We start from the raw sequence: 19,427 nt of genomic DNA, 5'->3' as shown, positions 1-19,427 counted from the left end.
TGCGGCATTTGCAGGTTCCGTCAGGCTCCTTTTATAAGAGAGGGCAGCCCTCAAGCCAACAGTTGCCGTTCCTGCTCCAGTTGCTGCAACAAATGCTCATCCCCACGGGTTTGGGCAGAACGGATGCGCTCCTGCAGCCGGTGCAGCAGGTTCCGCCGATGGGTTTCCTCAACCAAGCTCATAAAGTGTTTCCGAGAAGAGGCTTGAGGGGAGACAACTGCTGCCGGGATCCCTTTCACCTCAGGGCTCGCCGCCGTCACCCTTGTTTCAGACTGGAGGGCCACACCTCGATACATGAAGGCAAAAGACTGAGGCAGCGCCACGGCTACGGATTGAGCTGGCCAGCTCCACTCCAAACCTCGATGCCGAGCCGGCACGCCCTGCCGATTCTGAATCGCCGCAGAGGGTGAAACAAACTCATGGGCAATACCCCGATAGGTCAGTTGCATAGGAAAACTCCCTTGGTTCAGTTGATCGATCTTTACTTTCTCTAAAGAGCTTAAAAAAGCCGCCACCTCAAGGCTGCCCAAAGGGGATCTCTCCTTCACGCAACCCAAGTGACCGAAAAGACAAAAACAAGCTGAAAGGGTAAGCCTTAACTTTATTCTGTATTCAGTTTGACAAAATCATCCCTTTGGTGTCAACTTGCGGTTACTGAGCACATGGACTACCCCACCGCATGGGCGGGTGGGGTTTCCTGACCTACCGGCAGGTCTGCGAAGAATAGGCAGGCGGCACCAGCAGCAACCGAACGTCTGCTCTAGTTGCTTTGTGAGCACTCGCCATAGCAGCGAGGAGCGCTTGGGGAACACCTCTACAGAAAGCCTGCAAGAGCCTGCAGCTCAAAGCAGCTCGTCGATCAGCCGCAGCACCTGCTGCAGCTTGGCGCTGGGGGATTCTTGGTGTTTTAGGTTCATCTCCACCAACTGCTTGAGGGCGAGCAGCTTGATGTTGGACTCCACCGCCGCCGCTGCAATGGCCTGTGCCGCCGGCAAATAGCCGCTGGCCCCCAAATCCAGGAGAGCAGCCCGCCGCAGGTGGATGTTGGTGTGCTCCAATACCGAGAGCAGACGCTGGGCAAAAGCCGGATCCCCAGTCAGACGATAGCAGGCCCGCGCTGCCGCGCATTGCAAACGAATGGACGTGTGCTCTAGGTAAAGGCGGATTGGCTCCAGGGCAGCGGCCACTTGCAGGTGACCAAGAGCCTCGATAATCGCCTCTAGGGCGGCTTGCGCTTCCGTCTCCAGCCCTTGCTCCACAAAGCGCAGCCCTTCCAGCAAAGCGGATCCCAGCTTTTCCACTTCCTCAGGATCCCCATCGAGGTTGTTGGCCAGAGCGATCTCCACCAGCGCTTGGGCGGCGGCTGCCACCACTTGGCCATCGGAGCAAAACAAAGCCCCTTTTAGTGCTGGGATCCCGGCAAGGGATCCCAGTTTGCCCAGGGCGCGAGCAGCATTGCGCCGCAGCGGATATCCCCCTTGAGCTGTGCGATCCGTTTCATCCGCCAGAGCTTCGATCAGGGCCGGGATCCCTTCGGGGATGCGCATGCGCCCCAGCCACCAAGCAGCATAGTAGCGTTCCCCCGGATCCCCGTGGCGCAGCTTGGCGACCTGACCAGCCGGCGTGAGATCCACCGACGGATTGGGATCCGAAGGAACAGCAGTGGTCATGAAGTCAACAACGAAGAAAACACGCAGAAGGGATCAAGCGCTGCGGACGCTGACGATCTTGGCGCCCGATTTGAGCAGCCGCTGCATCGTCGCCGACAGTTGATCGGCGGAGACGAAGATCTGCTGGTTGGATTTGCGCACCCGGCTGGAGGTGGCCAGAGCTGAAGGCGGATTCAACAGTCGGGTCACTTCCACACAGAACATGCGATCCGACTGGCCCGTTGGCGGCCCCAGGTGCTTGGAAATGGGGCTGGGCGGCAGCAGGCCCCGCACCCCGATGCGGCGAATGGCCGGGGTAAAGCCGGTGGCCAGAGGCATCATCAAGCGGGGTCTGGGCCCCTGGGAGCGGTCGTTGTTGGCGTAGCCTCCGTAGAGGGCAAAAAGGTTGGTGAAGTCGCGGGTGGTATGGGCCTTGCGGTATTCAAACCCGCGCGGATAGGGGACGATGTTGTCGCCAAAAGCTTCCAGGTATTCCGGGCTGTCGATGTAGGAGTCGATCTCGGCGCTGTGGCCGCCCGATTGATAGATGTCCAGGTGGCGGGCGATATCTTTAGGACTGGTGGGAGCGCGCCCCAGCAGATGCTTGAAATTCAGTTCGATGGCACGGGTTTGCGAGTTGGGGTAGAAAAACCGCTTCTTATAGGCTTCGGACTTGGCGATCAGTCGCACAAACTCGCGCACCGTCAGGCTGCCCTGGCGCAGCAAGGATTCCGCACTGGCCAGCTCCTTCCTGTCCGCCCCAAACAAATGATCGTTGCCCAGCACCTGACGATAGATGGCGCGCAGCACCGCATTGAGCTGCTCCTGGCTGGCATTGGGACGCAACTCCAATGGGGTGGTCTCCGTAATACCCCGGATGCCCATCTGGCTTGCCGCTGTGATTGCACTCATGCTAGTTCCCCCGATTGAGCTGGATGAATACAGATTGCAAATTGACTTGACAAAAAGCTTGTGTTTGGAGATCAACAAAAGCCAAAGCCCTAAGCTGAATGAGAGCAACAGCGGTGCCCTCTCGTTCGCTGGAGAGACTGCCCCTTAAACCCACCCGGTTAAAAGGAACTCTCCACTCCGTAACAGGCTGACCACCGTTGCCCTCAACAACCTCGTCCCCCGGCGCCTGCACGACCGGCCAGCTATCTTCTGGCCAGCGTCAAGGGGGATCCCAAGCCAAGGGCCTAGCTGAGCGCGTTGATGGCGTAGTCGATGTAGGTGTTGGCTTCGGTGGCCGCTTGCCCGGTCAGGCCGTGGTTGGCTTTGATGTAGCGCAGGGCTTCGATAAACCAACTGGGGGAGAGTTCAAAAGCGGCGTTGATCTCGCGGATCCCGGCCAACTGATACTCGTCCAGAGGGCCGGTGCCACCGGCTACCAAGCAGTAGGTGATGTAGCGCAGGTAGTGGCGCACATCGCGGGCGCACTTGTCTTTGCCGGCCTGGGTGTGGCACTGCCCGCCCGGCTGGGTGGTGTAGGGGAACTTAGCGTAAACCGCTTCGGTGGCACCGCGCACCAGCTCGTCGGCACGGCTGCTCAGGACGCGGGCAGCTTCCATGCTGGCGGCAGCTCGCTGAAAACGGCCATTGATGGCTTGCAATTCGCTGTTGCTCAGGTAGCGCCCTTGGCTATCGGCAGTAGCAATGGCGTCAACAATTGGGGTTTGCATGATTCAAAACGCTCCTTTACTTAAGCTCAATGCAAAAACAAAGCAAAAGATTCAAAGTCGTAACTGCAAAATGTCTCAACTGCAAAATCGCTGCAAAAAAGCCACTTTTCCAGGGATCCCCTGTCAACCTAAGCTGCTTTGGATTCCAGAGTGGTCTTCACAACTGGATCCGTCTACAGCAGAAGCTCTGGCCCAAAAGGGATCAAACGACAGCCGCAGCGGCGCGATCGAAGTAGGATTCGATTTCGGCAATCAGAGCGCTGCAATCGCCCCGGGTGATCCCGTTGGGGTCGTTCACCACCGCCACCGCGGCTTTTTTCATCTTTTGGATGCCGTTGGCCACCGAGCTACCGGGGGTGCCCAAGGCTTGATAGGTCTCCCGCAGGCCGTTCAAGCAGCGCTCGTTCAGCACGCTGGCATCTCCGGCTGCCACGGCGTAGGTGATGTAGCGGAGGATGATGTCCATATCCCGCATGCAGGCAGCCACGTTACGGCTGGGGTAGGCAGGGCCACCGGGAGCGTTCAAATTGGGCTCCTCGGCAAACAATTGACGGATGGCATCGGTCACGATCTTAGAAGCATTGCTGGTGAGGCGGTTCACAGCATCCAAACGCTTGTTGCCCTCAGCAATCACCTGCTGGAGAGCCGCAAACTCGTTCTCCCCCAGGAAAGCACCTTTGGAGTCAGCTTGGGCAACCACTTTGCCAAATACATCGTTCATGGTTTTCAATCTCCCTAGCGAAAATAAAAGAGGTTATGAACCCACATTCCCTACCGCCGACCGGAGGACACACGCCAGTCGGAAAGGCGACACTGCTTGGATCCTCAGTGCCGAAGGGCGCTGCTTGGCCTACAGACCCACCGACGGGGTCAAAGCCAAGAGAACCAAGATGAGCCAGCAAAGCCCCTATCCTCCAGCAAAGGTAAGCTGCTGCCGAGGGTAAAGCTACTCCAGGTTGCAATCCAAAGAATTGGACTTGGATCAGAACCCTCAGCCGCTGCCGCCAACCGCAACTGGGCAGAGGGGGAAAAGTCGGCTCCCCTTGTTTCCAGTCTTTTTCTACCGCGAAGGCAGGAAGCGGTTGCATCAAAAAATGTAAATTGCCTTCACCTCGCGCAAAAAGAGTTGGATTGCTTTCCAAGCTGCTTCCCACCTGCGATCCCGGCCAACGCTCTCCATCTTTTTAGCGGGAGTTTTTTACAAAAGAACATGGTACTTTGCTTAGCTTTACAATATAAAGAAAGGTGTCAGCCTCGATCGCGGCCTTGCCGCTTGGCAGGGAGCCATTTTCGGTGTCGGGGCGAACACTCTCAGAAAAGAGACATAATTTAACATTTCCTGAGATCCTTGGATGGGCCTGGGGTTGGGGCAAAATCTGAGAAGGCTTTTCTCGATGCCGGCAATTTTCGGTATACGCCTTTACAGAACTTTTGGATGATTGCCTATGCCTGTCGGGTTTGATCGCACCGCTTCCCCGGAACTGCTACAGATGGCGCGTTGGCTGGCAGGAGACTTCAGCAACCAAGAGCAAGCTTGGGAGAATCCGCCCTTTTTTGCTTCCATCCGGGTGGCCTATCGCCCCTTGCCGGCTCAAGTGTTGGGTGGGATTGGCTTTTATGTGGAGCAAGCTTACAGCGGCCATTTGGAGGATCCCTATCGGCAGGCGGTGGTGGAATTGACTCAGGTGGGCGCCGGGATCCGGATTCGCAACTACCGTCCGCTGGAGCCGCAGCGGTGGCGAGGCTGTGCCCGGGAGAGGGCAGACCAACTGCGCCAACTGAGCGCCGCCGATCTGGCTTATTTGCCTGGGTGCGATGTGCAGGTGCGACGGGAGGGATCTGGCTTTGTGGGCGTGACGGAGCCGGGGTGCCGGTGTTGCGTGGTGCGCAACGGCCAGACTACTTATTTGCAGACCACCTTGCACCTGAGCGAGAGCGAGTTTTGCAGCCATGACCGAGGCATGGATCCCATCACCCACCGGCAGGTTTGGGGGGCATTGGCGGGCGCTTTTCGCTTCCAAAAGGTGGTCGATTGGCAAGCGGAGCTGTTGCTGTGCGGATGATCCAATGCAAGTGAGGTCGAGCCCAAAGGATGAGCCACGGTCGGGGGGGATGTTGCCGGCTCTGATGGTGATGCTGGCTTTGCTGCTGCTCGGTGTTGGATGTGCTGGCCAGGGGGAATCTGTCGCCCCGGTGTTGATCCCTCTCCCGCCGCAAGCGGGAACTGAGTCGATTCCCATGCCGGTGCGCACGCTGGGCAACAGCCGCTTTAAGTTGCTCGGCTTGAACGTGGGGGTGGCCGGGGCCGGCGCGGAGTTGCTCTTGGACACCGGCTCGGCAGGTCTGCGCATTGTATCGGCGGCGGCAGGTCGCTTCGGCCTAGAACGGACGGAGATCCCTTCTACCGTCACCTTTGCCGATGGCACCCAGTTTGTCGGCGTATTGGCCCGTGCCCCCTTCAGCATCGGCGGGATCCCCAGTCGAGAGCCGGTAACGATTCAGTTGATCGACCGCATCGCCTGTGTGGACGCGCTGGTAGCCAATTGCTCAGACAACCTGTTTGGGGTGGGGCGGCCTTTTGCCGGGATCCTGGGCACGTCCCTCGATGAGCGCAGCCCCGATCCGGAGCTGTTCAGTCCGCTCACCCGTCTGCCGGGCAATTTTCGCTCCGGGTACATGATCCAAACGGGCGGCTTCAACTCCACCCAGGGCCTTTTCACGGTTGGCCTGACGGACAACAACACCGCCGGCTTTAATTTCCGGCAGTTTCCCCAAGTGGGGAGCTTTCCCGATGGCACCCCCATCTGGCGGGATGAGGCTTTGCAAGTGGCCTACAGCATCAGCAATACTTCCATCCAAAATGCCCTCAGCCCCACCCAGTTCGACAGCGGCTCTTCCGACATTTTCCTCAACGTCAGGCTGTTGGGAGCAGCTCCCTTCTCCACCTCGACTCTCCCCCCTGGGGCGGAATGGCGAGCAGTGTTGGAGGGGGCTTTCGACTACCGTATTCGAGTTGGCTTTCCGATTACGCCCAGTCGAGATCGAATTTTTGTGAGCGGCAACCAGGGGGTGCAACTGTTGGGCATGCCGCTGTTTTTCAACACTGATGTTGCCTTTGATGTTGAACGGGGTCGGGTCGGCTTTCGCGTGCGTTGAAAAAAAGGAGCTTGTTGCAGGCTGTTACACGGCTGGCCAGATCCAGCTAGCTTTCCCCGGTACCGGCCACATTTCGAGCGGTACTGAAAGGGCAATTAAGGGTTCTGCTTCCCTTTGGTCAGGAAATAGCGGCGGCTGATCCCCTGGGTCAACAAGACAAACAACACCAGGGATCCCTGAATGATGCCGGCCAGCGAAGACTCCAGTTGCAAAGAGAGAGGCAGTTGCAAGCTGCCGATGTTGAGGCTGCTGAAGAAAAAGGCAATCGGCAAAATCAGCAGCGGGTTAAAGCCGGCCAGCATCACCACCAGCAAGGCCAGAAAGCCCAAGTTGCTGGAAATGTTGGGGATGAGACGATGGAACAGAGCCAACACCTGCAAGGCGCCCGCCAGCCCTGCCAGTCCTCCACAGCAGGCAAAGGCCATGAGCAACCTTTGGGTAGCCGGGATCCCCAGCCGGAAGGCAGCTACGGGGTTTTTCCCCACCGCCCGCAACTGCAGGCCAAAACGGGTGTTGTGCACCACCAGCAGCGTCAGGACCAAAGCCAACAGGGCCAGCAGCAACGCCACCGGACTGGCCTCTGACCGCCCCCAGGTGGGCAACCAGAAACGGGGATCCAACAATTCTGTTCCGCTCATGGAAGCCACCCCTGGCCTTTTCCAAGGGCCGAAGATCAGGTACAAGACCCAGCCTTGGGCAACAAAGTTCAGCCCCAGACCGGCGAAGATCTCGTTGACCCGTCCCCACACATTCAGGATCCCGGCCAACAGGCCCCAGCCCGCCCCGCCCAGGATCCCGGCCAAAAGTGCCCAGGTAATGGCCAGTGGCGGTTCCAGGCGCACCAGAAAGGTGGCCGCAATGGCCCCGACCACCATCTGCCCTTCGATGCCCAAGTTGTAGAGACCGGCAACAAAGGTGAACACCAGTCCACAGCAGCAGAGGACAAGAGGAGCCAGCGTCGCCAAAACCCGGCCAAACTGAGCTTCGCTGCCAAAGGCCCCCTGCCACATGCTGGCTGCCACCTGGAGAGGTGAAGCCCCCGCCAACAGGATCACCCCTGCCACAAACAGCAGCGCTGCCAGCCAAGCCAATCCCTGGATTGCCCAGGTGCGCTGCGGAGACAACCACGACTGGCCCGATGCCTCGGCTTCCACCATGCGCCGTCACCTCCTCCCAAGTTCTCAAGGAGCAATGTTTAGAGTTTTGATCGTAAACGCCTCAGGAAGGCTCCCCGCTGGCCGCATCTGAGAGGGAGCGGTGCACCAGTTGCCAGCCCTCCACCTCGGCCAAAGGCTGCAGTCCCAAGTCTTCGATGTCAACCTGTTCTGCCTGCACAGGGGATACCCAAAGGTAGTCTCCATGCTCCCCTTGTTGCAGAGCCTGATCATCCACCCATCTTCCCGGATTGGGCGTATAAAAGGCGATGGCCTGCGCCTGACAGACATCCGGCAAGCCGCTGCGGCCAATATCCACCACGGGAAAACCAGTGTCTGCAGATCCCAGCATCTGTTTCCAGTCCATCTGGGCAAAAGCAGGGCTGAAATTGCCGAAGTCAGGCCGCAGGAGGATGCTCACCATGGCGAGAATCCCGGCAGCTAGGAGTGTGCCCAGCCAGAGCTCCCCGGCATGGTGCAGCACCCGCCGCCAGCTCCAGATCCCTGGCAGCAAGAGGTACAAAAGCCCCATCACCACCAGAGGCCAGGCATGGGGTTGTAGGAGCTGCAGACCGTCTACGCCCAGGCGGACGGCTACCCCCAAACCCAAAAGCAGCAGCCCCACCGCCGCTAACCCCCAGGAGAGCACCTGGGCCAGGTGGGGTCTGTCTCGCCGAGAACCTCGTCCCGCTGTCCCAGTCGAGGCGGTGCGGAGCGGAAACGGCAGAGCTTGATCGAGGACCACCCCCGCCAGCAGAGCCAGCCAGGGATAGAGCTGCACCGTGTAGTAGGGGGTTTTGGTGGGATAAAGCTGCAATAGAACCAAAAGCAGCAGGGGAAAAGACCAGATCAGCAAAGTGGATGCCGGCTTTTGCCGCACCAAGAGAATTCCTCCCACCACCCCCAAAACCGTCCAAGGAAAGCCGTGGGCCGGGATGTGCCAAAAGTAGTACCAGCCGGTGGCATCGGCATGGAAGGGTTCTTGCCCCAGATCCCACACCTTTCCCACCAAGGTGGCCAGCACCTCGGAACCGTATATCCCCATGGCCGGCACCAGCCAGAGGCCAAAGATCCCCAGGCCCAGCAACATCCCCAGCCAAAAGGGGGCGGATCCCAGCCAGTGGCGCCGCTGCTGCACCCAGTAAGGGATCAAAGCCGCTGCCGGCAGCAGGATCATGGCGCTCTTCATCAAAAGGCCCAGCCCAAAGGCCACCCCCACCAGCCAAAACCAAACTGGGTGGCCGCGGCTGCCGTTCACCAGCCCCAGGATCCCCAAGAGCTCCAGGCAGGTCAGGGGCACATCTTGCCCCACCAGCCGCCCCTGCTGTACCCAGAGGTAGCAGAGGGGCAAAACCGCCATGCCCAGCAGGGCCGCCCGTGTCGGCAAAAAAGCCCGCCCAATCCAGCCCACCAGAGGAATGGAGAGCAAAGCGGCCAGGATCCCGGGCAGCCGAGCCGCCCATTCGTTGATGCCGTAGAGGGCAAAGCTGAGGGCCACGCTCCAGGTGAGCAGAGGCGGTTTCTCGAAAAAAGGCTCCCCCAAAAAAGTCGGCCCCAGCCAGTTGCTCCCCCACAGCAGCTCGCGGGCCATCTGGGCATAAAAGCTCTCGTCGCAGCCAGCCAAACTGGGATCCGCCCCCGAAAGCACAAACAGGGGCACCGCCAGGCCCATGATCAACAGGCTCAGGCCCCAAAAGGGCAACAGGTGCGGGTCGCGGCGAAACTGGACAAAAGAGCTGGTTGCCGGCAGGGATCCTCGGCTGGGAGAACTGCCCAGACGGTTAGGTTGGCCGAAAGGACGCATGAGACAAGCCTTCTGGAACGACACCAAGGGGCGGCTCTGACCAAACTAAACTAAACCCTGCGGTAAAGAGATCTGGCTTTTTTTACGGAAGCTCCAGGGATCTAGAGGCGCTCTCCAGCTTATCTGCCAGAGAGGTCAAGCCCTGAAACCAGCCGAAAAACTGCTCGGCATAGGGTTGCAGGGCCGGTTCGAGGTAGTAGAAGTTCTCCCCCCGGTCGGTGAACTCCCAAAACTCCGCAGCCGTAGAGAGCAGCTCTTGGCGGATGCTCTGCAGGCGCGCCGAGGGCTCGTGCTGCATATCCCTGTAGATCAACTTGGCCAAATCCTCCCGCCCACGGCTGAGAAAGTAAGCCGCCAGCCGCACCTGGGTTTTGCGGATCCCGCGCAAGGTATTCTCCTGTTGCTCGCTTTCGGGGTCTTGGTCTAGGCGTAACAAAGCCTGCACAATGGCTTCGGTTGTTTCCGACTGCAGAGCACAGCTCAACTGGGCCAGCCTTCCCAGATCGAAGCCAAAGGTTTCCGAAAGGAAAAAGAGGCCAGCCTTGTAGGCAGTCAAGCTGTAGTAGCGAAAGTAGTCAACAATCTGCAAGACCAGGGCCGACTGACGGTGGTGTAGGGCTGCCTCGGCCAGCAGGCGGTATTGCTTGAGCAGGCTGTAGCCACCGCGGATGTCGCGCGCGTTGATGACAGCCCGCAGGTAGGTGTTGAAAAACTTGATCACCCACCCCGCTACCGTGAGTCGTTGGGTTTCCAGGGCGCGGATCCCCAGCTCCCGGCTGTGAATGGCCACCAGGGTGCTCGCCTGCTGCATGCCGTTTAGCCCCTCGACAAACAAGGCCTGATACTGCCGCAAGATCTTCAGCTCCAGCCAGGATCTCTCTGCCTCGATCTGGCTCAATAGGCCCTTATCCACCGAAGCAAAGTCCGGATCCCGCTGCAGAGCCGCGGTCAAGAGAAACCAGGTGGGGTGCAGTTGTGCTTTGTGCTCGGCATAGAAGATCCATAGAGACTTTAGACTATCCAACGCTTCCAAGAAAATGCTTCCCTCCTGTTGGCGGAGAGCGCTGGTGGCGATGCTTTTGATCTCATCGAGGGCAGCAAGGCAGCGCTGATGAGCTGGCGAACATTGGCCTGTTGGAGAGTGCTGCTCTGTTGCCACACCACGCCGACGCCAGTGAGAGAAACGACTCTCCTCGAACCCGAAATCAGATCCCAATCTTCTGGAGACAAGGGATCCCAGGACGGCCTGCCGCACCTGCTGCTCAATGCGACGGATGATCGAGGTCGGTTGCAAGAAGTTAAACACAAAGCGAAAGTAGGGGATCAGCACCAAAAACGAAGCTGTGCCCAGCAGCAGGTTCAGCCCGATGAGCAGCCCTGGATGTCCGCTGGCGGGATCGTAAAAGCTCAGGGCTATCGAGCTCCACAAACTGACCACATTGGCCAGGATCAGGAAAAAGAAGAGATAGAAGTTGACCTGCTCGCGCAAAAACAGCTCGGTGACCTTCGGGGTGAAGCGATCCGCGCTCAACTGCACCACAATGGCCACCACCGAGAGGGTAACGCCCAACACCCCCGACAACACCTGGGTCAAGGTGGCTACAAATTCTTGCAAAGCCTCTGCATCCTGGGTGGATCCCGTCCAGGCCAGGTTCAACCCGCTCTGGATCCAGCGGTGCCCACCCCAGGCCCAAAGCAAACCTGCTCCCACCCCCGCAGCGCTCCAGGGCAGAAGGCGAGGGCGACGCCCAACACAGTTGGGAGCTGTGTGTATCTCTTTCACGGTGGCTTTTCCCAGAAAGGGGGCGCCTCAATACTCGCTCAGGAGAGCTTCCACAAACTCATAGCTGGAAAAAGGCCGCAGATCTTCCAGCCCCTCGCCGGCGCCGATGAAGCGGATGGGCAAGTGCATCTGTTGTGTAATGGCCAGGGCAATGCCCCCCTTGGCGGTGCTATCCAGCTTGGTCAGGATCACGCCGCTCAGCTTGGCCACTTCGGAAAACACCGCCGCTTGGCGCAAGCCGTTTTGCCCTTGGGTGGCATCCAGCACCAGCAGGCTTTCCACCTTGGCTTCAGGAGCTTTTTTGTCGATGATGCGGCGGATCTTGGCCAGCTCCTCCATCAGGTTTTTCTTGTTTTGCAGACGGCCCGCCGTATCCACCAAGAGCAGCTCGGTGCCCCTGGCCTGGGCGGCTGTGATGGCGTCAAAGACCACCGCCGCCGGGTCAGCATTGGGAGAAGGATTGGCGATCACCTCTACCCCCGCTCGTTCTGCCCAAACCTTGAGCTGCTCCACCGCGGCAGCCCGGAAGGTGTCGGCAGCGGCGATCAAGCAGCGGTACCCAGACTCGCGGGCCACATGGGCAATTTTGCCGATGGTGGTGGTTTTGCCCGCTCCATTCACCCCGACAATCAGCCAAATGTTGAGCGTGCCCCGTTGCGGCGCAAAGGTGGGATCCCCTACCGTCAACATCTGGCGCATCTGCTGCTTGAGGTATTTGACCGCCTCCTCCGGCGGCACCACCTCCTCGCGCATGCGCTTTTGTAGGGCTTGGATGATCCGCTCGGTGGCATCGATCCCCACATCGGCCTGCAGCAACAGGGCCTCAATTTCTTCTACAGCTTTCTGGTCGAGGGGGCCACGGCCTACCAGGGCCTTCAATTGGTTGATTAGGTTGAGGCGGGTTTTGCCCAAGCCTCGCCGCAGCTTTTGCAGCCAAGAGATCTCTTCTACGGAGATCTCTTCCGGTTTGCGCCCTTGGGCCGCCAAGATCTCGGCTGACCAGCGGAAGCCTTCATCGAAGACCAGCTCTTCCGGCCCGGTCTCGGGAGAGGGAGCGACGGCTGGGGTCATCGGCTCCGGCTCTTCCACAGCGCTGGCTTGCAGGGCTTGCAGACGCTCGGCAGCACGGGGAGCCAGATCGAAAAACGAGGGAGCTGCCGCCGGCTGCACAGAGGGTGATTCTGGAGATACCGGTTCTTTTGTTGGAATAGGCTCCGGAGGCGAGGCCGGTGGCTGTGGCTGGAGAGCTTCTGCAGGGATCCCTTCTATTTGCCCATCTGTTTGCTCAAGCGGGACGGAGTCCTTGGCTGGGGCCTCCTGGCCAGCGGCACGGGCCTTCAGGTTGGCATAGGCGGCTTTGGCGAAGGCCAAATAGTCTTCGGGGGAGATCTCCGCTGGCTCCGTGGCCGACGTGGGGTCTGGTGGCGAAGGCTTTGCTTCACCAGGGGAGTCGGTATAGCGGCGGCGAAACCAATCGAAGGCCATAATCCCAATCTCCAGCCAGACTGTTTTTTTCCAGTTTGACAGAGCAGACCCTAGAGCGCAGCCGTAAACTACCCGACTCCGACCGCTCAGCGGTACGGAGCGGGCTTAAGCGCTCCGCGCCGCTGACGCGAAGGGTAGCCCTGCAGTTGGCAAGCCAACCACGGACCTCTAGGCCGGTTTACAGCGACCCCCAAAAGCGCAATCACGTTGGCACCGTTCAAATCTGCATCCCCTTCCCAGCCACAGGCCGGGTTGACACAACGAAAACGCTTCCCTTCCCGTTGCCCAATCCACAAACACCGGTGGCAGGTCTGCGAGCTGTAGGCAGGCGGCACCACCACAACCTGGATCCCTGCTCTGGCAGCCTTGTACTGCACAAACTGCCGCAACTGGTAGAACGCCCCTCGCGCTAGCGGGCCGTAGGCCTCACTGTTTGACCGCCGCCGCTCCGTCTTGCTGCGCCGCTGTTGGTTGGTACGCTCTCTAATTCCAGTCAGGTCTTCCAAGGCAATAAAACTGTGGGTGGCCAGTGCCCTAGCAACAATGGACTTGGAGATGCGATGGTTCACCCAAGCTTGAAAGCGTCTCTCCCGACCAGACAGCCGTTGCAACAGCTCCCGGCATCGACGCAGAGTGCTGCGTGTGCCCTTACTGGCCTTGCGTTGCAGAGCCGCCCTCAACCGGGAGTAGTGGTCTCTGACCTGGTTCAGCTGCTGTCCATTCCAGTGGTCTCCCTCAGAGGTATGGGCAATATCTCTCCTACCCAAATCCACACCAATCGCCTCGGTGGTGTCTCGTGGCTCCGGTGGGTCCTGCTCCACGCCAATCTGGATGAAGTAGGAACCATCTTTGCGCTTGATGAGCGTGGCCGCTTTGGGATGAGAACCCGCAAGCATGCCGCGCTGGTAGTGACCTACATTCAGCTCAAAGCGTTCGCGTCCCTCGACGGTGGTCAGCGACACCGTCCAGTCCTTCTCACGGAAAGAGAAGATGCGGGCATCGTAGGTAACAAAGCCGCCCTTGAAGGCTTTGACCGGACGATTCTTTTGCTGGGCAACCTTGCGGGCAGCGGCCAACCTTCTGCACACCTGTTGTGCCAGGTTGCTGGAGAGCCCAAAGCGGGTACGAATTGCGCGGTAGCAGAGCGATTGAAGCTTGACTGGGTTGACCACCTTCTCTGGTGTGTTTTGGTTGACCCAGTTGAGTGCTTGTGCAAAAGCAGACAAGGTTGCCTCTGGCTTCACGGCTTGCGAAGCAGATACCTTGAGCTTGCAGGAGATAGTTAAAACTTGGGTCATGCTACAACTATACGTCGTCCGCATTCCTCCCGACCCTGACCCTACGGCGGGGCTCCTGCGGTTTCTAGCTGACAAACCGCATCCACCAGAGCTTGGTTGACCAATGGAAACAGCTCCGCCAACTCTTCTGTAGATAGGTTGCCGGTACAGACATTGGCGCGAATATGCCATTCAGCCCACATCTGCGGCGAGGGAGCAGCGGGATCCCGGCCTTCCTCAGAACCTGAACCGCCCACAGGGGCCCGAGGGCGGCTGCGTCCCGACCCAAGGTTCAGCTGCAGTACGCTGTCACGGTTGATGCCGGTCAGAGAGGTTTGGGCTCTTGCCCCTTGAGTCGAAACGAGCGTGAGAGCCAAGACCATCCCAGACAATCCGCAAAGGGCGGCACTACGAAACATGGGATCCTCGCCGGTTAGTAAGAGGCTATAGGGCTCTGTCTTGAGCGGAATTATAGCCACTGTTGTTCCCGTTCTTCTGGGCAGAGCCGACTGGAGCATGCTGACAGCCGCAGGCCAATGCCCGACCACTGCACGCAATGACGGCCCTGCTCATCCTTCAGGGATCCATCGCGGCGGTAGGAAAAGAAATCTTGGGGTTGGCTGAGGGTGCAATGGGGGCTGACGGCAATCTGTTCAGAGGGGATCCCTTGGGCTTGGGCTTGGGCACAATTGACCCAGCGCAGATCCAAACGAACTTTGCCGGGCAGAGGATCCGGCAACAGGGCGGCGCGGGTGTCCAGCCCCAGAGGCAGGCTTTTCAGCACCTGCTCGGCCACTTCTTCTGACACCTGATAGACCGACCCCGAAATAGAAGGCCCGATGGCAACGCGAATCGCGGCGGCAGGGATCCCCGCCTGGAGAAACTCCCGCAGCACCTTGGACAAAATCCCCCCAGCAGTTCCTCTCCAGCCGGCATGAACGGCCGCCACCCATCCTCGACTGGCCAGCAAAATCGGCACACAGTCAGCGGTGCATACCCAGGCAGAATCCCCTTGGCGGCGGGCAATGACTGCATCCGCCTGAGAACGGGTAGAGATCCCTTGACCGGGTCTTTTTTGCCTGAGGGTTTCCGTGCCCTCATCTGCCCAAATCCAGTTGCAGCCGTGCACCTGATGGCCCCACGTGGCCCGTTCAGGAGGCAATTGCAGCCGAGCGGCCAACTGGGACGGGGGATAAGGATGACCTTGGCGAGAGCCAAAAGCGTGAGGCCACTCTGCCAAAAGCTGACACTCCAGCCAGCGCCATCTCCCTGCCTGCCGCCAAACCCACACGGCAGAGCCAATCATTGGCGGGAGCCATGAGACTTTCGTCGTGGGTGGAGATGGCCCAACCGCTCTTCCAGGCACATTTTCAGCTCGGCAGGGTTAAACAGCATCGGCAAAAAATGAATGCTCTGGGTTTCCCGGAAAAAGAACAAAACCGGCAGCGGCGGCCAGAAAATTTGCCAATCCTGCCACTCGCTATAGGGGAACTCGCGGATGCGTTTGGGGCCGCTGTAGACCTGCAGCGCCGTCCTGGTAAAGGCCAGCCCAATCAAAGAGGTCTGCACCATCAAAAACAGGCCAAACAGGCCCACCCCCAGCCCCGCCCAAAAAGAAAGCCAAAACAACGGCACTGCCAAGGCCAGCACCGACAGGCTGAGGCGAAAATCTGGGGTCAACAGGTGGGCAGAATTGGGTCTTGTCATGCCCCGCTTCTCCTGGATTAAGGATCCCAGCCCCATTCTAGGCTGCCTCGGCAACCCTTCGGATCAGAACTGGCAAGACAACTCTTATGCACCGCTCATGCACAAACAGGCCCGCGGGAAAACCGGCATAATACGGATATAGGCAGGGGTGTTGCTAACTTAACTTATACTTTGATACAACCTACAACTTGTCGGGCCATGCCTCCAGAGCCTCTCCTTCCGATGCCAGAGGAACCAACCACGCGGATCCCCCCAGAGGTCTACGAGCGCGGCTCCCAGGCCGAGCTGACTGCGGCCTTTCTGACGGTGATCAGCGGTGCCAATGTGGGCATGACCTTTCCTATGGCAAGTGGGGGAGTTTTGGGGCGCAGCCACCAAGCAGATATTCAGCTATCCGACCACGCCGTCTCCCGGCAGCACTGTCGGCTGGAGAGAGAAGGCGAGGGGTATGTTCTCACCGATCTAGAGAGCCTCAACGGTACCTACGTCAACGGCAAACGCATCAGCCGCATTCTTCTGAAAGATGGAGATCGCATTCAAGTGGGGGCCACCACCCTCAAGTTTGCCCACTACGACGCGGCAGAAGCAGCGTTCTTTTCGCAAATGGCCACTGCCGCCCTCTACGACCCGCTGACCGGCTTGCACAACCGCCGTTTTTTCCTGGAGCAACTGGAGCTGGAGATCCCTTTTGCGCTTCGCCATCACATTCCCCTCCACGTGCTCTATCTGGACTTGGATGGGTTCAAGCAAATCAACGATCGCTGGGGGCACTGGGTTGGGGATCAAACCTTGATCCGGGTGGCACGACAATTGCAGGCCCAAGTTCGTCGCGAGGATCTGCTGGCCCGGCTGGGGGGCGATGAATTTGCCCTCTTGGTACGCGGGATCCCGAACCCCCAAATCTTGGGGTTAAAAGAGCGCTTGCGGCAGGCCGTCCAGTTGCTGTCGGTGCAGGTAGGGGCGGAGACCACCCACCTGAGCTGCAGCGTAGGCATCGCCTCTCTGCTGGAGCTGGGAGAACGAGCCGACCCGCAAAGTCTGCTGGCTGCTGCCGACAAGGCTCTCTACCGAGCTAAGGCCGAGGGTGGCAACCGAGAGCTTTTCCGGTAGCTCAAGGCCAGCCGTTGCAGTTAAGTTTACGACCCCTCTACCAGGCTGGCGTAGGCTTCAGCGCTCATGGTGTCTTCGAGATCTTCGGGGTTGGCGATGCGCACCTTGATCAGCCAGCCATCGCCATAGGGATCGTCGGCAATGCTCTCCGGGCTATCCACCACTGCCGTATTGACGGCCACCACTTCTCCCGACAGGGGGGCATAGAGATCTTCGACCGCCTTGACCGACTCGACCGAGCCAAAGCTCTCGCCTTTTTCAATCTCGGTGCCTTCTTCGGGCAGGCCGACGAAAACAATGTCCCCAAGCTGATCGACGGCATAAGCCGTGATCCCGATCACCGCAATATCATCCTCGACATGGATGTACTCGTGGGTGTCCACGTAGCGCAGGTGGGATGGATACTCCAGGGCCATGCCGGTTCTCCCGTAGAATTCAGTGGATTATTCTAGGGTGAACCCTTGGAGATGGTAAAGGGCGGATCCCCAGCCCGGCCATTCCCCCGCTGGCTAGAGAAACTCCATCAGCAGTCGATTCACGGTTTGCGGCGCCTCTTGCTGTGCCCAGTGGCCGCATTCGGGGATGTACTCCTTGCGCAGGCCGTTGGGGAAAAAGGGATCCATCCCCTCGGTCAGCTCGCGGCTGAGGGCAAAGTCTTCTTCGCCCCAGATGAGCAGGGTGGGGGCGAGGATCTGCCGCATGGGCTGCAAAAACAGGTTCTGCAAGGTGGGCAGGTTAAAAAGCTGGCGGTAGTAGTTGAGGGCAGAGGTGAGCACCTTGGGTTTGGCGAGGGCCTCTTGGTAGAGCTGCAGATCGTGGCGAGTGAAGGCGCTTTTGCGCACCGAGGTTTCTTGGAAAATGCGCCGCACCCAATCTCCCAAATCCCACTGCAGCACCCACTCTGGCAGCCAAGGCAACTGAAAAAAGAACAGATACCAGCTGCGCCGCAGTTGATCCAAGTTGCTCAAGAACTCCCGCCGAAAGCAGGCTGGGTGGGGAGAATTGAGAACGGCCAGCTTGCGGATCTCGTGCGGGAAAAATTGCGCCCAGTGCCAGGCAATGGCTCCCCCCCAGTCGTGGGCCACGACCACCGCCTTCTGGGCCCCAAAGTGATGCAACAGGCCGCGGACATCCTCGGTGAGGGTATCCAGGTCGTAGCCGTGATCCGGTTTGTCGGAGTCGTTGTAGCCGCGCAGGTCAGGGGCCACCACGCGAAATCGCTGCGCCAACACCGGGATCTGGTGGCGCCAGGAGTACCAAAACTCCGGGAAACCGTGTAACAAGATCGCCAGCTCCCCTTCCCCCTGGGTGACATAGTGCAGTTGAATGCCATTGGTCAGGGCATAGCCGTGCCGCCAACTCCCCATCTTGGCAGCCACCTCAGCAGGAAGGCGTTGGATCCCTGCTTCTGTCATCTCCTTTGTTCTCGATTCTGAACCCATGATTTGGTATCCACTCATACTAACCTTTGCCCTTGCTCTTCCTCCCAACGGTGAAGACTTTTTTAGAGGGGTTAGCCAGAGGCACCCTAGGAGAGAGGCTACGGCTGGAGAGGTGCGATGAAGACAGAAGTCCAACGCCCGACCTCTCCCCAGAGCATCGCCATTCTGGGGGCGGGAGCCTGGGGAAGCACACTGGCTCTGCTGGCCCAAGCCCAAGGGCACCGGGTGCAGGTTTGGGATCGGCGCAAGGGTCTGGATCTCGAAGAAGTGCTACCGGGATCCCAAATGCTCATCTCGGCAGTCTCCATGGCGGGGGTGCGCCCTGTGGTGGAAGCGGTGCGCCAGGTGGGGATCCCTCCCCAAGCGATTGTGGTCTCGGCCACCAAAGGGCTGGATCCGCTGCAGCTTCTGACCCCTGCCCAAATTTGGGGGGCCACTTTCCCAGAGCAGCCCCTGGTGGTGCTTTCAGGGCCCAACCTTGCGGCGGAAATCCGTCAGGGCTTGCCGGCAGCGGCAGTGGTGGCCAGCCGGGAACCCTGGGCAGCTATGCAGGTACAACAGGCCCTGGCTTCGGAACGGTTTCGCCTCTACACCAGCAGCGATCCCTTGGGGGTGGAGCTGGGGGGCACCTTGAAAAATGTTATCGCCATCGCTGTTGGAGTGTGTGACGGCTTGCAACTGGGGGCCAATGCCCGTGCGGCTCTGGTCACCCGCGGCCTGGCAGAGATGATCCGGGTGGGATCCAAGCTGGGGGCGCGACCTGAGACCTTCAACGGCCTGTCGGGGCTGGGAGATCTGCTGGCCACCTGCCACAGCCCTCTGAGCCGCAACTACCGGGTGGGCTACGGATTGGGCCAGGGTAGTCCTTTGTCCCAGGTTTTGGCCGCCATCGAGGGCACCGCCGAAGGGGTTTACACCGCCCCTGTTGTGGTCAAGATCGCCGCCCAACACGGGATCCCGGTGCCCATTACCCAAGAGGTTCACCGGTTGCTGCAGGGGCAGACCACTCCCACTGCCGCCCTGGCCAGGCTGATGGAGCGACAACTGACCTCGGAATAGGCCCCTCACCCCCTGCCCCTCTCCCAGAGGTGCCCAAGCGCTCCGCGCCGCTCACGCGACCACCCCCTGCCCCTCTCCCAGAGGTGCCCTCACCCCCTGCCCCTCTCCCAGAGGGAGAGGGG

General features: G+C 59.6%; 19 protein-coding genes. 4 read left to right on the top strand and 15 right to left on the bottom strand.

Annotated features, from left to right (window positions below; genetic code table 11):
• Positions 1-50 precede the first annotated feature (50 nt).
• From NW858_RS08490 to NW858_RS08470, 5 genes are all read right to left on the bottom strand, one after another.
• Positions 51-449: a DUF4278 domain-containing protein gene (locus NW858_RS08490; protein ID WP_414332333.1), complete on the bottom strand. Its 399-nt coding sequence runs from the start codon at positions 447-449 to the stop codon at positions 51-53.
• A gap of 393 nt (positions 450-842) precedes the next feature.
• The gene (locus NW858_RS08485; RefSeq protein WP_414332331.1) at positions 843-1,670 is read right to left on the bottom strand and encodes a HEAT repeat domain-containing protein; all 828 of its coding nucleotides are present in this window, start codon (positions 1,668-1,670) and stop codon (positions 843-845) included.
• Positions 1,671-1,703: 33 nt separating this feature from the next.
• Entirely contained in the window at positions 1,704-2,561 is an 858-nt protein-coding gene (locus tag NW858_RS08480) for a phycobilisome rod-core linker polypeptide (RefSeq protein ID WP_414332329.1), read from the bottom strand.
• A gap of 284 nt (positions 2,562-2,845) precedes the next feature.
• On the bottom strand, positions 2,846-3,328 hold the full coding sequence (locus NW858_RS08475) for a phycocyanin subunit alpha (protein ID WP_011434281.1): 483 nt from the start codon (positions 3,326-3,328) through the stop codon (positions 2,846-2,848).
• Between the two features lie 202 nt (positions 3,329-3,530).
• The gene (locus tag NW858_RS08470; RefSeq protein ID WP_011434282.1) at positions 3,531-4,049 is read right to left on the bottom strand and encodes a phycocyanin subunit beta; all 519 of its coding nucleotides are present in this window, start codon (positions 4,047-4,049) and stop codon (positions 3,531-3,533) included.
• 724 nt (positions 4,050-4,773) lie between these two features.
• On the opposite strand from NW858_RS08470, the gene NW858_RS08465 reads away from it, so the two are divergent.
• Together NW858_RS08465 and NW858_RS08460 are read left to right on the top strand one after the other, a co-directional pair.
• Complete coding sequence (locus NW858_RS08465) at positions 4,774-5,391, top strand: chromophore lyase CpcT/CpeT (protein ID WP_414332326.1); 618 nt, start codon at positions 4,774-4,776, stop codon at positions 5,389-5,391.
• A 49-nt stretch (positions 5,392-5,440) separates the two neighbouring features.
• Positions 5,441-6,484, top strand: coding sequence for a hypothetical protein (locus NW858_RS08460; protein WP_414332324.1), 1,044 nt, complete (start codon positions 5,441-5,443; stop codon positions 6,482-6,484).
• A gap of 95 nt (positions 6,485-6,579) precedes the next feature.
• Here NW858_RS08460 and NW858_RS08455 read toward each other — a convergent pair whose 3' ends face one another.
• The 8 genes from NW858_RS08455 to NW858_RS08420 form a co-directional block, all read right to left on the bottom strand.
• Positions 6,580-7,641 carry an ABC transporter permease gene (locus NW858_RS08455; RefSeq protein WP_414520278.1) on the bottom strand — a complete coding sequence of 354 codons (1,062 nt, stop codon included), beginning with the start codon at positions 7,639-7,641 and terminating at the stop codon, positions 6,580-6,582.
• Between the two features lie 61 nt (positions 7,642-7,702).
• A complete protein-coding gene (locus NW858_RS08450) occupies positions 7,703-9,442 on the bottom strand; it encodes an ArnT family glycosyltransferase (protein ID WP_414332320.1) in 1,740 nt (579 codons plus the stop codon).
• Between the two features lie 82 nt (positions 9,443-9,524).
• On the bottom strand, positions 9,525-11,153 hold the full coding sequence (locus tag NW858_RS08445) for a DUF2254 family protein (RefSeq protein WP_414520315.1): 1,629 nt from the start codon (positions 11,151-11,153) through the stop codon (positions 9,525-9,527).
• Positions 11,154-11,252: 99 nt separating this feature from the next.
• Complete coding sequence (gene ftsY, locus NW858_RS08440; protein ID WP_414332316.1) at positions 11,253-12,710, bottom strand: signal recognition particle-docking protein FtsY; 1,458 nt, start codon at positions 12,708-12,710, stop codon at positions 11,253-11,255.
• 86 nt (positions 12,711-12,796) lie between these two features.
• Positions 12,797-14,008, bottom strand: coding sequence for an RNA-guided endonuclease InsQ/TnpB family protein (locus NW858_RS08435; protein WP_414520277.1), 1,212 nt, complete (start codon positions 14,006-14,008; stop codon positions 12,797-12,799).
• 41 nt (positions 14,009-14,049) lie between these two features.
• Complete coding sequence (locus NW858_RS08430) at positions 14,050-14,244, bottom strand: hypothetical protein (RefSeq protein ID WP_414520276.1); 195 nt, start codon at positions 14,242-14,244, stop codon at positions 14,050-14,052.
• 212 nt (positions 14,245-14,456) lie between these two features.
• Positions 14,457-15,293, bottom strand: coding sequence for a peptidoglycan editing factor PgeF (gene pgeF / locus NW858_RS08425; RefSeq protein ID WP_414520275.1), 837 nt, complete (start codon positions 15,291-15,293; stop codon positions 14,457-14,459).
• Positions 15,290-15,694, bottom strand: coding sequence for a DUF3119 family protein (locus NW858_RS08420; RefSeq protein ID WP_414335610.1), 405 nt, complete (start codon positions 15,692-15,694; stop codon positions 15,290-15,292). The genes pgeF and NW858_RS08420 overlap by 4 nt, the downstream gene beginning before the upstream one ends.
• A gap of 222 nt (positions 15,695-15,916) precedes the next feature.
• Between NW858_RS08420 and NW858_RS08415 the strand changes: the two genes are divergently transcribed.
• Positions 15,917-16,804 carry a diguanylate cyclase domain-containing protein gene (locus tag NW858_RS08415; protein ID WP_414520274.1) on the top strand — a complete coding sequence of 296 codons (888 nt, stop codon included), beginning with the start codon at positions 15,917-15,919 and terminating at the stop codon, positions 16,802-16,804.
• 26 nt (positions 16,805-16,830) lie between these two features.
• Here the strand turns inward: NW858_RS08415 and gcvH are convergent, their stop codons facing one another.
• Together gcvH and NW858_RS08405 are read right to left on the bottom strand one after the other, a co-directional pair.
• Positions 16,831-17,220 carry a glycine cleavage system protein GcvH gene (gene gcvH / locus NW858_RS08410; protein WP_414336960.1) on the bottom strand — a complete coding sequence of 130 codons (390 nt, stop codon included), beginning with the start codon at positions 17,218-17,220 and terminating at the stop codon, positions 16,831-16,833.
• Between the two features lie 93 nt (positions 17,221-17,313).
• The gene (locus NW858_RS08405; RefSeq protein ID WP_414341544.1) at positions 17,314-18,246 is read right to left on the bottom strand and encodes an alpha/beta fold hydrolase; all 933 of its coding nucleotides are present in this window, start codon (positions 18,244-18,246) and stop codon (positions 17,314-17,316) included.
• Positions 18,247-18,363: 117 nt separating this feature from the next.
• On the opposite strand from NW858_RS08405, the gene NW858_RS08400 reads away from it, so the two are divergent.
• Positions 18,364-19,305 carry an NAD(P)H-dependent glycerol-3-phosphate dehydrogenase gene (locus NW858_RS08400; protein ID WP_414334160.1) on the top strand — a complete coding sequence of 314 codons (942 nt, stop codon included), beginning with the start codon at positions 18,364-18,366 and terminating at the stop codon, positions 19,303-19,305.
• The last annotated feature ends 122 nt before the right edge of the window (positions 19,306-19,427 follow it).

It is taken from the genome of Synechococcus sp. H55.10 (assembly GCF_047502715.1).
Classification (GTDB): Bacteria; Cyanobacteriota; Cyanobacteriia; order Thermostichales; family Thermostichaceae; genus Thermostichus.
Note: the sequence above shows the minus strand (reverse complement) of the source record. Positions and strands in the feature narration are given on the sequence as shown.